Below are 12,468 nucleotides of genomic sequence, written 5' to 3'. Positions count from 1 at the left end.
GATAGTGCCATTTGCCATCGATTCGACGCGCCGCCGAGGGGATCCGCGGCGGCCGCGGCGATGCTCAGCCGAACGGATCGCTGCAGGTCGACCGGCCCAAACGATCCGACCGGCCGCTGAGCCGCCGGCGGAAGCCGGGAGAGTCGGGGCTGGTCAGCGTCGCGTCGTACCAACCATGATCCCGCTCGATCGACCAGCGATGCCGCGACGCGGTGATGTGGACGGACAGTGTCGATCGGCCGGCGCGCCGGCGCTCGACGACGAGGCCGCCGGCGGGGAGCGCCAACCGGACTTCGTCCGGCGAAATCGCCCAGTCGAGCGCCGCGAGGGCGGCCGGGTCCCCCCGATGGCCGATGAAATGGCGATGGAAGCCGTTGGGCCCGAGCACCCACAAGTCATAGCGGCCCGTGGCATCGAAGGGCCAATGCGCCTCGAGCGTGTCGCCGGCGCCGACGGTGAAGCGGCGCGGCGCGGCGGCAAGCGTCGCGGCGTCGTAGACGTGGAAGACGGCGGCCTGCGTGCCGGCCGCGACCTCGAAGCGCAGCCGGATGCCATCGGCATCGACCGTTCCCCGCGTTTCGAGGCAATAGGGCAGGGCGCGGGCGCGACGGATGCCGCGTTCCTGCGCGGGCGGGGACTGATCGGTTGGCGCAAGCGGGCTGATCTGATGCGGGATCGCGGCGGCGCGGACCGAATCGGCCCGCGGATCGGGCAGCCGCGCGAACGGGCGCGGATCGCGAGCAGTGAAGTCGAAGGCGCTGGTCAGGTCTCCGCAGACCGCGCGACGCCAGGCCGAGATGTTCGGCTCATGAATGCCGAAGCGCGTCTCGAGGAAGCGGATCACCGAGCTATGATCGAACACCTGCGAATTGACCCAGCCGCCGCGGCTCCACGGCGAGACGACGTACATCGGCACGCGCGGCCCCAGGCCATAGGCGCGGCCGCGATAGGCCGGGTCCTCTAGCCGCGGGTCACCGGTGTTCGGACGCAGATGGTGTTCGCCGGCGAGATCGACGGTCGAGCCGCCGAGCAAACTACCGTCCGGCGCGCGCGATGGCGGCGCGGGCGGCGGAACATGATCGAAAAAGCCGTCATTCTCATCGAACATCACCAGCAGCACGGTGCGCGCCCATAGCGCCGGATCGGCAGTGAGCGCGTCGATCACCCCGGCGGTATAGGCGGCCCCTTGGGCGGGGCTGGACGGGCCGGGATGCTCGGATCCCTTCGCCGTCGCGATGATATAGGAAACCTGCGGCAGCCGGCCGGCCAGCACGTCCGCGCGCAGCATGTCGAGCCCGCGCGTGGTGAGCGCGCGATCGCGCAGCGCGGCATCGCCGGCGTCGCGATAGGCATCGCGAAAAGCCGCGAAGCCGACCAGCGGGTTGTCGGTGAAATTGTCCGCCATGTCCTGGTAGATGCGCCAGTCGATACCCGCGGCCTGCAGGCGCTCGACCGTCGTGGTCCAGCGATAGCTGTCGCTCGCGCCGCCCTTGCCGGGCAGGCTGTCGTGCGAATTGTCGATCGACGGGCCGCCATGCGTGCCCGCCGGATCGTTGGTGCCGGTCCACAGGAACAGGCGGTTGGTGTTGGTGCCGGTCTGGACCGAGCAGTGATAGGCGTCGCAGAGCGTGAACGCCTCCGCCAGCGCGAACTGGAACGGAATATCCTCGCGCCGGAAATGGCCCATCGCGCGCTGGCTCTTCGCTTCGGGCCAATGCGCCATGCGGCCATCGTCCCATGCCGCCTGCGCGTCGGTCCAGCCGTGCGGCGTGCCTTCCATCCGCATCAGATCGAAATCCTTCCGCGTCGCGAGGTGGAAGGGAAGCACCGTGCGCGCGCCGCCGGCCGCGTTGCGATCGCGCTGTTGCCACACCGTCCGGCGCCCGGCCTCGCCCGGCGCGGAGGCGACCGGGATGGGCAGCCGATCACCGAAGCCGCGCACGCCGCGCAGCGTGCCGAAATAATGATCGAATCCGCGATTCTCCTGCATGAGGATCACGACATGCTGCACGTCGCGGATCGTGCCGGTGCGAACATCGGGCGCGATCGCGGCGGCCCGCGCGATCGCGGTTGGCAGGGCGGCGAACGCCGAGCCGGACAGGCCTGCGCCGAGCAGCGTGCGACGGGAGAATTCGGTCATATCGGGAACCTGTGTTTCGGAAAGACGGACGCAGCCCGCCGATTTCCCGGTCAGCCGCCGCAGGATTCGCGGACAATCAGCTCGGTGGGCAGGCGCTTGCTTTCCTGATGCTCGTCCTTGTCCATGATCCGCGAGACCAGAAGCCGCCCCGCCGCGAACGTGTCCTGGCGGACGGTGCTGAGCGTCGGGGTGCTCAGCCGGCTGAGCAGCATATCGTCATAGCCGACCACCGAGACGTCGTCGGGGACCGACTTTCCGCCGCGCCGCAGCGCCTGCATCGCGCCGAGCGCGATCAGATCCGACGCCGCGACGATGCCGTCGAAGGCGACGCCCCGGCGCAGCAGGCCGCTCACCGCCGCATCGGCCGATTCGAGCTCGAACTCGACCGAGACGATCCGCTCGGGATCGGCGTCGAGCCCGCTCTCGGCGAGCGCTTCGAGATAGCCGCGGCGGCGCTGCAGCGCTTCGGGATCGCTGCCGCCGAGGAACAGGATGCGCTTGCGGCCGAGCCGGGCGAGATGCCGGGTCGCGCGCCCGCCGCCGAGCAGATTGTCCGAGCCGATCGAGCAATAGCGCTGACCGGGCAGCTGCGCGCCCCAGACGACGAAGCGCGCATTGGTTTTCGCCAGCCGATTGAACTCCTCGTGGAGCATCGACTGGCCGAGGAAGATCACTCCGTCGGCGCGGCTGGTGGTGGTCGCCACGATCAGATCGTCGAAACTGGTCGGCGCGGTGTGGCTGACGGTGAAGTCGCAGTCGCGCTCGCGCGCCGCCTCGCCGATATTGGCGAGCAGTTCGAGGAAGAAGGGGTGCGAGAGCGGCAGCGGCCGGCCGCGCATCACCGGGGTGACGATCGCGATCGACCCGACCGCGCCGATCGGGCCGGCGGGCATGGTCGGCTTGAACGGGTAATCGTGATCGCGCGCCAGCGCCCAGACGCGCTGCTTGGTGCGCGTGCTGATCAGCGGATGATCGTTGAGCGCGCGCGACACCGTCGACACCGAGACGCCGGCGAGCGTCGCCAGATCCTGCAGGGTGGTATTGTTGTTGCTATTGCTACCCATCGAACCCAAGCTGCCGGCAATGCCGAAGACGGCCTAGTAGCGCATCGAGAGGGGGACTTTGCAAGCGATCAGGAGGCGGCTGTCGCGCACCGGAGGTTCGGATCGCAGCGCCGCACCCCCGCGCGCCGCGCTGCATCTGTGGAACATGTGCCTCGGCCTGTTCGGCGTCCAGATCGTCTGGGGCCTGCAGAACGTCAACACCAGCCGCATCTTCCAGACACTCGGCGCGGACGTCGACGAGCTCGCCCTGCTGTGGATCGCGGCGCCGATCACCGGGCTGCTCGTCCAGCCGGTGGTCGGGCATCTCAGCGACCGGACCTGGGGGCGGCTGGGACGGCGGCGGCCCTATATCCTCGCCGGCGGGCTGCTGACCGCGCTGGCGCTGCTGGCGATGCCGAGCGTGACGACCCTGTGGTCGGCCTGCGTGATGCTGTGGGTGCTCACCGCCTCGATCAACATCGCGATGGAGCCGTTCCGCGCGCTGGTCGCCGACACGCTGCCCGAGCCCCAGCGAACCTCCGCCTTCGCGCTGCAGGTGTTCTTCATCGGCGCAGGCGCGGTGTTCGCCTCGGCGCTGCCGTGGATGCTGACCAACTGGTTCGGCGTGGGGGGCGGCGCGGACACCGTCACCGCCGCCTATGCGGTGGGCGCGGTGGTGCTGCTCGTCACCGTCGGCTGGTCGGTGGCGACCACGCCCGAGCGGCCGCCGGGGCAGCTGGCGGCGGACGCGGCCGACATCGCGCATCCCGACGTGCCGAGCGCGAGCGGCACCGCCGCGCTGACGACGAGCGGCGTGGTGTGGGCTCTTGGCGGCGCGCTGCTCGCCGGGCTCACGCCGCTGCTCGGCGCGCCGCGCGAGCTCTATCTGATGGCGGGGATCGGGGCGCTGTTCGGGGCGCTCCAGCTCGCCGCGGTGGCGATGCGGCGGTTCGGCCGCAGCTCGATCGGCATGGTCGTGATCGTCGAGGACATCCTCCACATGCCGGTGGTGCTCCGCCGGCTCGCGCTGGTCCAGTTCTTCACCTGGTTCGGGATGTTCGCGCTGTGGGTCTATGCGATCCCCGCGGTCGCCGCGCTCGACCCGGCGAGCCGCGATCCGGCCTCGGCGGGCTATGGCCGCAGCGCCGATTGGGTGGGGATGCTGTTCGCCGAATATAATGCGATCGCCGCGCTGGTCGCGCTGGTGCTGCCGGCGATCGCGCGGCGGGCAGGGCGGCGCGCCTGCCACGCGCTGTGCCTGACCTGCGGCGCGCTCGGGCTGCTCGGCTTCGCCAGCTTCGCGCGGGCGGGAGACCTGTGGCTGCCGGCGATCGGCATCGGCATCGCCTGGGCGGCGATCCTGTCGCTGCCCTATGCGATGCTCTCGGACGGCGTACCGGCGCGCAAGATGGGCGTCTATATGGGCATCCACAACATCTTCATTGTGCTGCCCCAGCTCGTCGCCGCGGCGACGCTGGGCGTGCTGGTGCGGGTGCCCTTCGGCGGAGCGCCGGGCGGCGCGCTGGCGATCGCCGCCGCGGCGCTGGCAACCGGCGCCTGTTTGTCGCTGACGATTCCCAAGGCATCGCACGCACAATGCAAAATTGCATAAACATTTTGCCTGAACTCGCAGGGCGCGGCGCGGACTCGCCTTAGGGACGCACTGAAATTTCCACTTGCAACGCGTGCAAATTTACGCAATTCCATGCAACCGGAACGGGCGGGGTGATAGCCGCGCCCGAAATGCATCCGCGCAAAAGCGGAGCACATGGGGAGGCATGCATGACGGATTTCCATTCGACTCGTCGGTTCCGCGCGCTGCAGGGCGGCGTCTCGCTCTGCGCGCTGATCGCGCTGGGGGCCGCATCGGCGGCGCAGGCGCAGACCAGCGGCGCCACCGCGCAGGCGCAGGTCGCCGACGATCCCGCCGCACAGGAGCCGGTCGAGGACGTCGTGGTGGTCGGCGTGCGTGCCGCGCTCAGCACCTCGCAGAACATCAAGCGCAACGCCGACACCTTCGTCGATTCGATCACCGCGACCGATATCGGCGCCTTCCCCGATAAATCGGCGGCAGAGGCGCTGGCCCGCGTGCCGGGCATCACCGTCAACCGGCTCCAGTCGGCCGACGACAGCACCCATCCTTCGGGCGAGCCGACCGGCGTGCTGATCCGCGGCCTCACCCAGGTCCGCACCGAGTTCAACGGGCGCGACAGCTTCTCGGCGGATTCGGCGCGCGGGCTCCAGTTCAACGACGTCTCGCCCGAGCTGCTGGCGGGCGTCGACGCCTACAAGAACCAGACCGCCGAGATGATCGAGGGCGGCATCGCCGGCACGGTCAATCTGCGCACCCGTGTGCCGTTCGATCAGAACGGGCTGCTCGTCACCGGCAATTTCCGGATGAACTATGGCGATCGTTCGGGGCGCTGGACCCCCGAATTCTCCGCGCTGATCAGCAACACCTTCGAGACGCCGATCGGCCGTTTCGGCCTGCTCGCCAGCTATGCCCAGAGCCATGTCGTCACGCGCACGGAGAGCGTGATCATGGACAAGATCGACACCTATTGCAGCGCGGGCTTCGGGACCCCGGCGGCGGGCAACGTCACCTCGGACGGCAGCATCGGCTGCACCGCCAATCCGTTCGGCGGCAACGGCTTCGTCTATGCGCCCGACGGCGTGCGCTTCTCCGAGGTCGATTACGACCGCAAGCGCCGCGGCATCGCGCTCGCCGCGCAATATGAGAACAATGAAGGCACCGTCCACGCGACGCTGCAATATGTCGACTCGCACTATCGCAACGGCTGGTTCGAGCGCGCGAGCCACGCCAAGCTCGACGGCAATTATTTCGGCACGCCGGCGTTCAATCCGCGTACCGGGACCGCGCTCGGGCCGGCCGATGGCAGCGGCGCCTTGGTGTTCGGTTCGAACGGCATGCTCCAGTCGGGCGTGCTGACGCAGGGCCATGGCAGCTTCAGCGGAACATGGGAGAGCACGCAGGCGGCGATCAACGCCGGATCGGCGGTCCCCGGGCTGCCGTTCGTCAACAATTGCGCCGCGCCTTCGGTGTGCACCACGCTGCGCGACGGGCTCTATCTCGAGAACGAGGCGCGCAACTTCGCCCATCGCGAAGGGACGCGCGATTATTCGGCCAATTTCAAATGGGATGTCTCGGACCGCGTCCACGTCAACCTCGACGCGCAATATATCGACGCGTCGACCTACAATAACGACATCCTCGTCGCCTCGGGATCGATGGCGAACTTCCAGTACAGCACCAACAAGGACGGAACCCCTCAGATCGCCTATCTGCCCGGCTCGAACGTGAATTACGCGACGGGCGGGCTCGCCAATGCCCATAATTACTGGATCCCGTTCATCCAGGGCCATGTCGAGGACAATGACGCCAACGCGCTCGCGCTGCGCGGCGACCTCGAATATGAATTCGGCGGGGACGGCTGGTTCGACTCGATCAAGGGCGGCGTACGCTATGCCGATCGCAAGCAGAATGTCCGCTACTCGACGTTCAACTGGACCCCGATCGCGCAGCCCTGGTATTGCAACGGCCCGGGCTTCAACGCCGACAACACCACCGGCGGCGCCTATCCGACCAACACCGGCAATTGCGGCGGCAACGCCGGGCACCCCAATTTCAGCGGCTATGGCGCCGGGATCTGGGAATCCTATGACATGGGCGGCCTCTACGACGGCAAGGTCTTCCCCAATGGCCCGCTGGTCTTCCTCAACCGCGACACGCTCAAGGACTTCAACCATCTGCTCACGTCGCTGAGCGGCGCCACCACCCATTCGCCGATCCTGCCGGGCTATACCGCGATCTGCGATCGCGCCGAGGCCACGGTCGACGACTGCTTCACGCCGGGCGAAATGCTCAAGGTGCGCGAGCAGACCGAGGCGGCCTATCTGATGCTGCGCTTCGGTGGCGACGACAAGATGATCGGCGGCGTCAGCGTGGTCGGCAATGTCGGCGTCCGCGTGGTCAAGACGCGCGAGACCAGCGAAGGCAGCATCGCCTTCCCGAACGCCGACGTGTTCGCCAATCTCCAGCCGTGCGGCACGCCGCTCAGCGGCAACAACATCGTCAATCCCGCCTGCTATCTGACGCCGGCGATCCGCGCCTTCGCCAACGGCGCGGCGCAGGCGAACACCTACAAGGCGTCGAGCACCGAATGGCTGCCGAGCTTCAACGTCCGCTTCGGGCTCGACGACAGGAGCTATATCCGCTTCGCCTATTCGCGGGCGATGTCGCGGCCCGATATCGGCTTCCTGCGCAACAGCGTGGCGATCAACGGGCCGATCTACGCCACGACGCCGGACTCGCCGTACATCGTCTACAATTCGCCGACCGCGGCGCACACCGCGGCGAATGTGACCGGCTATAATTTCGTGTTCCAGGCCAATGCCGGCAACGCCGCGCTCAAGCCGATCACCGCCGATCAGTTCGACCTGTCGTTCGAGCATTATATGGGCAAGAGCAGCTCGCTGACGCTCACCGGCTTCTACAAGAAGCTCAACGGCAGCATCACCTTCGGCCAGTTCGGCGCGACCAGCTTCCTCAACAATGGCTCGACCCAGACGGTGCAGATCCTCGGCCCGGCCAATGCGAAGGACGGCGGCGAGCTGCTCGGCTTCGAGGGCGCGGTGCAGACCTTCTTCGATTTCCTGCCCGGGCTGCTGAGCGGGTTCGGCACCCAGCTCAACTACACCTATGTCCATCAGTCGGGGATCAACAACTCCAACCTGCTCAACGCCTCGTCGAGCGCCAATCTCGGCGCGGTCGGCGCCGGGCAGCCGGCGCTGGGCGGCACCGGATCGGTGCTCGACTCGCACCAGCTGGCGGGCATCTCGAAGCACACCTTCAACGCGGTGGCGCTGTACGAGAAGGGGCCGGTGGGCTTCCGCCTCGCCTATAACTGGCGCTCGCGCTACCTGACCCAGAATCTCGACTGCTGCATCGGCCTGCCGGTGTTCCAGAAGGCGGCGGGCTATCTCGACGGATCGCTGCGCCTGTCGGTCAACCGCTATCTCGAATTCTCGGTCGACGCATCGAACCTGCTCAACACCACCAGCGTGTACCAGCAGCAGATCTTCGGGGACTCGCCCGCGACCCCCGGCGCGCGGCCGGTCTACCGGGACTCCGCGTGGAGCCGCGTCGATCGGCGCTTCCAGTTCGGCGTTCGCGCCAAGTTCTGACGACCCTCCCTCGCGCCGCCGCGCGACCCCGGCGGCGGCGCGATTTTTTTCGGGTTCTGAAGACTCCGGTTGGGCTGCGCGACGCGCGTCGGCGCGGCGACGGCCGGTTCCAACCTTCGCAAAGGACGTGTCCATGCCTCTCCGCCTCGCCGCCGTCTCGCTCGTCGCGCTCACGCACGGCATCGCCGCGGCCGAAGCGCGCGAGTGCGTGCAATCGCCGGGCAAGCTGCTCGAGCTTTGCGTCGAAGTGGCGGGCGGCAAGGCGACCTATGAGGTCAGCCGACAGGGCAAGCCGGTGCTCGCGCCGGGCGAGCTTGGGCTGACCTTCGAAGGCGAAGTGGCGCCGCGCTTCACCGGGCTCGACAATCCGCGCCGCGATGCGGTGGATACGAGCTGGGAGCAGCCCTGGGGCGAGCAGCGGATGATCCGCGACCGGCACAATGAACTGACGGTGACGCTGCACGGGGACACGGCGCTGAACCGGGCGGTCGAGGTGACGTTCCGGCTGTTCGATGACGGGCTGGGCCTCCGCTATGGCTACGCAGTCCCGGCCGGGCAGACCGTCAAGGTCACCGCCGATCGCACCCAGTTCCGCCCGGTCGGAAGCAACCAGGCGTGGTGGTATCAGGCGCTGGGGCAGGAGCGTGACGAATATCTCTACACCCAGACCGATGCGCGCCGGATCACGCTTGCCGAGACTCCGCTGACGCTGAAGGGCGACAATGGCGTCTATCTGTCGTTCCACGAGGCGGCGCTGATCGACTTTCCGAGCATGCTGCTCGCCGGCAACGGGACGGGGACGCTGACCGCGTCGCTGATGCCCGCGCCCGACGGCACCGCCGCCGAGAAGACGGGTCCGTTCGTCACGCCGTGGCGCACCGTGCTGATCGGCGACAGCCCCGCGGCGCTGGCCGACAGCCGGATCGAGCTCAACCTCAACGCGCCCAACAAGCTGGGTGACGTCTCGTGGTTCAAGCCGGGCAAATATGTCGGGATCTGGTGGGAGATGCATCTCAACCACTCGACCTGGGGCAGCGGCTATCGCCACGGCGCCAACACCGCGAATGTGAAGCGCTATATCGACTTCGCCGCCAAGAACGGGTTCGGCGGGGTGCTGGTCGAAGGCTGGAACCAGGGCTGGGACGGCGAGTGGATCGCCAATGGCGACAAGTTCAGCTTCACCAGGGCCTATCCCGATTTCGACGCGCCCGCGCTCGCCGCCTATGCGCGCGAGAAGGGCGTCCAGCTGATCGGGCACAACGAGACCGCGGGCGCGGTCGAGAATTACGAGCGCCAGCTCGAGGACGCGATGGCGATGTACCAGAGGCTCGGCGTCGGCGTGGTCAAGACCGGCTATGTCCGCCATAGCGGCGAGGTGGTCGACGCGCGCGGCGGCAAGCAATGGTTCGCGGGGCAATATATGGTCCGCCACCATCTCCGCGTCGCCGAGGTCGCGGCGAAGCACCGCATCGCGATCGACGCGCACGAGCCGGTCAAGGACACCGGGCTCCGGCGCACCTGGCCCAACATGATCAGCCGCGAAGGCGCGCGCGGGCAGGAATTCAACGCGTGGGGCGTGCCGACCAACCCGCCCGAGCATCTCACCATCCTGCCCTTCGCCCGGATGCTGGCGGGGCCGATGGACTTCACGCCGGGCATCTTCGATCTCGCCCATGGCCAGACCGAGCTGACCCGACGCGTCCAGTCGACGCTGGCGACCCAGCTCGCCGAATATGTCGTGCTCTACTCGCCGGTGCAGATGGCGGCCGACCTGCCCGAGAATTACGAGGCGCGGCCCGACGCCTTCCAGTTCATCAAGGACGTGCCGACCGACTGGGAACGCTCGCGCACGCTCCAGGCCGCGATCGGCGACTATGTCGTCGTCGCGCGGCAGGAGCGGGGCGGAGAGGATTGGTATCTCGGCGCGATCACCGACGAGAATGCGCGGACGCTGCGCGAGCCGCTCGACTTCCTCGCGAGCGGCGCGCGCTACGAGGCGCAGATCTATGCCGACGGGCCGCAGGCGGACTATCGCACCAATCCGCAGGCCTATCGGATCGAGAAGCGGGTGGTGACGCGCGACGATGTGCTCGATCTGGCGCTGGCTCCCGGCGGCGGCACCGCGATCCGCTTCCGGCGGCTGCGCTAGACGTTCGAACGCGCCGAGCCTGTGACGAGATGATCGTCGCGCGTTTGGCCCTGTCATGCCGCGCGGCTAAGCAAGGCGAAATTCGAGCGGAGTTCCCCGTCGATGCGCGTTGCTGCTGCGATCCTCTCCCTCCTCGTCGGGCTGGCGGCCCCTGCCGCGGCGCAGGAAATGGGGACCGTGCTGCCGCATAACTATGTCCTGTCGGACATCCTCAACCGCCAGCGAGTCGAGGCGGCGATCGGCGCGCCGCTCGACCGACCGGCGCGACAGCCCGCCGAAAGGGCCGTTCCTGCCGCTCCCGGCGCCGCGGCGGCGACCAGCTATCGCCCCTCGCCGGCAGTGAGCGCGCGGGTGCGCCGGCACTTCGCGTCGTGGATGGGTGGGAAGGTCGGTGCCGCCGATGCCGCGAAGCTCGCCGCGGTGATGGAGAAGACCGATCCGGTGCGGAACTGGGCGCAGCTCGTCGCCAATGACGGGCTGCGCACCAACGACATGGCCGATGCGCTGACGGCCTACTGGATCCTCAATTGGGCGATGGCCAACACCGCCGACAACAACCGCGCCCAGGTGCTGGGCGTGCGCGCGCAGGTCCGTGCGATGTTGGTCGCCAATCCCGCGCAGCTGCGCATGGGCGAGGCGCAGCGGCAGGAATTCTCGGAGATATTGATCCTCAATTTCCTGATCCAGCATGCCGCCTTCGACGACGCCATCCGGCGTGGCGACCGGGTGCTGATGCAGCGGCTCGGAGACGCGGCCGTCGCACGCTTCCAGAGCGAGATGGGGGTCGATCTGCGCCGCCTTCGGCTGACCGATACCGGGTTTGCGCCGGCGGGCTAGCGCGCCGGCGTCATTCGGTCGAGCCGTTCCGCCAGCCCTGCGCGCCGATCAACGGGACGAAGGCCACCGTGCCGAGATCCTGTTCGGCGAAGCATGCCGCAGCGGTGCGGGTCAGCTTGCGGAGCTTCTGCTCGCCGGGCGCGCCGATCGGGATGATCAGGCGCCCGCCCGGCGCGAGTTGCTCGCGCAGCGCCGGCGGCACCGCCGGTGCGCCGGCGGCGACGAGGATCGCGTCGAACGGCGCCGCCGCCGCCAGCCCGCAGCTGCCGTCGCCGACATGGATCTCGACATTGTCATAGCCCAGCGCCGCGATCCGTTCGCGCGCCAGCGCGGCGAGCGCCGGGTGGCGCTCGATCGCGACGACGCGGGCCGCGATCCGGCCGAGCACCGCCGCCGCATAGCCCGACCCCGCGCCGACCTCGAGCACGCGATCGCCCGGCTCGAGCGTGGCCGCCTCGATCATCGCGGCGACGATCCACGGCTGCGAGATGGTCTGGCCCGCTGCGATCGGGAGCGGCGAATCGCGATAGGCATATGGCGCGAGCCCGGTGTCGACGAAGCGCTCGCGCGGCACCGCGCGCATCGCCGTCAGCACCCTCGCGTCCCGGATCCCGCGCCGCGCGAGCTGGACCTCGACCATCCGGTCCCGGAGCCGCGCGAAATCGGTCATGGCGATGCGGCGGGGATGCCGTCGCGGACGCGATCGCGCTGCATCAGTCGAGCCGCGCCGGCGTGAGCCGGATCGCTACCGGTGCAGCGAGCGGCCGCCAGCCGCGTTCGGCGATCAGCGCGTTGCTCTCGACCGGCTTGCGGCCACCGGACAGATCGAGCGACCAGGTGATGTGCCAAACAGAGCCGTCCGGCCGATCGGTGCCGCCGTCGAGCGCGACCACCATTGCCTGCAATCCCTCGCCGTCGCTGATCTCGCCGACGATTTCGGCATGTACCGGGGCGGGAAGGAGAGCCTCGGCGTCGACATACGCCGCGAGCGTCACATGATCGGCGATCACATCGGGCCATTCGGGCGGGAATTGCGCGAGCAGCTCCGTGCGCTGATCGCGATCGAGTTTCCAGCCGATGACGCTCATGTGCCG

The 12,468-nt window shown here is 68.6% G+C and carries 8 protein-coding genes; 4 read left to right on the top strand and 4 right to left on the bottom strand.

Annotated features, from left to right (window positions below):
* Positions 1-64: 64 nt before the first annotated feature.
* Complete coding sequence (locus E5A74_RS07780; protein ID WP_135983666.1) at positions 65-2,140, bottom strand: phosphocholine-specific phospholipase C; 2,076 nt, start codon at positions 2,138-2,140, stop codon at positions 65-67.
* A 50-nt stretch (positions 2,141-2,190) separates the two neighbouring features.
* Complete coding sequence (locus E5A74_RS07775) at positions 2,191-3,204, bottom strand: LacI family DNA-binding transcriptional regulator (RefSeq protein WP_135983665.1); 1,014 nt, start codon at positions 3,202-3,204, stop codon at positions 2,191-2,193.
* A gap of 58 nt (positions 3,205-3,262) precedes the next feature.
* Between E5A74_RS07775 and E5A74_RS07770 the strand changes: the two genes are divergently transcribed.
* The 4 genes from E5A74_RS07770 (at position 3,263) to E5A74_RS07755 (ending at position 11,374) form a co-directional block, all read left to right on the top strand.
* The gene (locus tag E5A74_RS07770) at positions 3,263-4,795 is read left to right on the top strand and encodes an MFS transporter (RefSeq protein ID WP_240699719.1); all 1,533 of its coding nucleotides are present in this window, start codon (positions 3,263-3,265) and stop codon (positions 4,793-4,795) included.
* Positions 4,796-4,965: 170 nt separating this feature from the next.
* On the top strand, positions 4,966-8,388 hold the full coding sequence (locus tag E5A74_RS07765; protein ID WP_135983664.1) for a TonB-dependent receptor: 3,423 nt from the start codon (positions 4,966-4,968) through the stop codon (positions 8,386-8,388).
* Between the two features lie 133 nt (positions 8,389-8,521).
* On the top strand, positions 8,522-10,537 hold the full coding sequence (locus tag E5A74_RS07760) for a glycoside hydrolase family 97 protein (RefSeq protein ID WP_135983663.1): 2,016 nt from the start codon (positions 8,522-8,524) through the stop codon (positions 10,535-10,537).
* Between the two features lie 102 nt (positions 10,538-10,639).
* Entirely contained in the window at positions 10,640-11,374 is a 735-nt protein-coding gene (locus E5A74_RS07755; protein ID WP_135983662.1) for a DUF6683 family protein, read from the top strand.
* 10 nt (positions 11,375-11,384) lie between these two features.
* Here the strand turns inward: E5A74_RS07755 and E5A74_RS07750 are convergent, their stop codons facing one another.
* Positions 11,385-12,044, bottom strand: coding sequence for a protein-L-isoaspartate(D-aspartate) O-methyltransferase (locus tag E5A74_RS07750; protein ID WP_135983661.1), 660 nt, complete (start codon positions 12,042-12,044; stop codon positions 11,385-11,387).
* 43 nt (positions 12,045-12,087) lie between these two features.
* Positions 12,088-12,462: a hypothetical protein gene (locus E5A74_RS07745; protein WP_135983660.1), complete on the bottom strand. Its 375-nt coding sequence runs from the start codon at positions 12,460-12,462 to the stop codon at positions 12,088-12,090.
* Positions 12,463-12,468 lie beyond the last annotated feature (6 nt).

Origin of the sequence: Sphingomonas naasensis, from assembly GCF_004792695.1 — a bacterium.
GTDB classification, from domain to species: domain Bacteria; phylum Pseudomonadota; class Alphaproteobacteria; order Sphingomonadales; family Sphingomonadaceae; genus Sphingomonas; species Sphingomonas naasensis.
This window is presented reverse-complemented; position numbering and strand designations above follow the sequence as displayed.

Bases quoted from the DNA above. Each gene is read 5' to 3' on its own strand.
- E5A74_RS07780 (WP_135983666.1), bottom strand. From the start codon at position 2,140: ATGACCGAATTCTCCCGTCGCACGCTGCTCGGCGCAGGCCTGTCCGGC.
- E5A74_RS07775 (WP_135983665.1), bottom strand. From the start codon at position 3,204: ATGGGTAGCAATAGCAACAACAATACCACCCTGCAGGATCTGGCGACG.
- E5A74_RS07765 (WP_135983664.1), top strand. From the start codon at position 4,966: ATGACGGATTTCCATTCGACTCGTCGGTTCCGCGCGCTGCAGGGCGGC.
- E5A74_RS07760 (WP_135983663.1), top strand. From the start codon at position 8,522: ATGCCTCTCCGCCTCGCCGCCGTCTCGCTCGTCGCGCTCACGCACGGC.
- E5A74_RS07755 (WP_135983662.1), top strand. From the start codon at position 10,640: ATGCGCGTTGCTGCTGCGATCCTCTCCCTCCTCGTCGGGCTGGCGGCC.
- E5A74_RS07750 (WP_135983661.1), bottom strand. From the start codon at position 12,044: ATGACCGATTTCGCGCGGCTCCGGGACCGGATGGTCGAGGTCCAGCTC.
- E5A74_RS07745 (WP_135983660.1), bottom strand. From the start codon at position 12,462: ATGAGCGTCATCGGCTGGAAACTCGATCGCGATCAGCGCACGGAGCTG.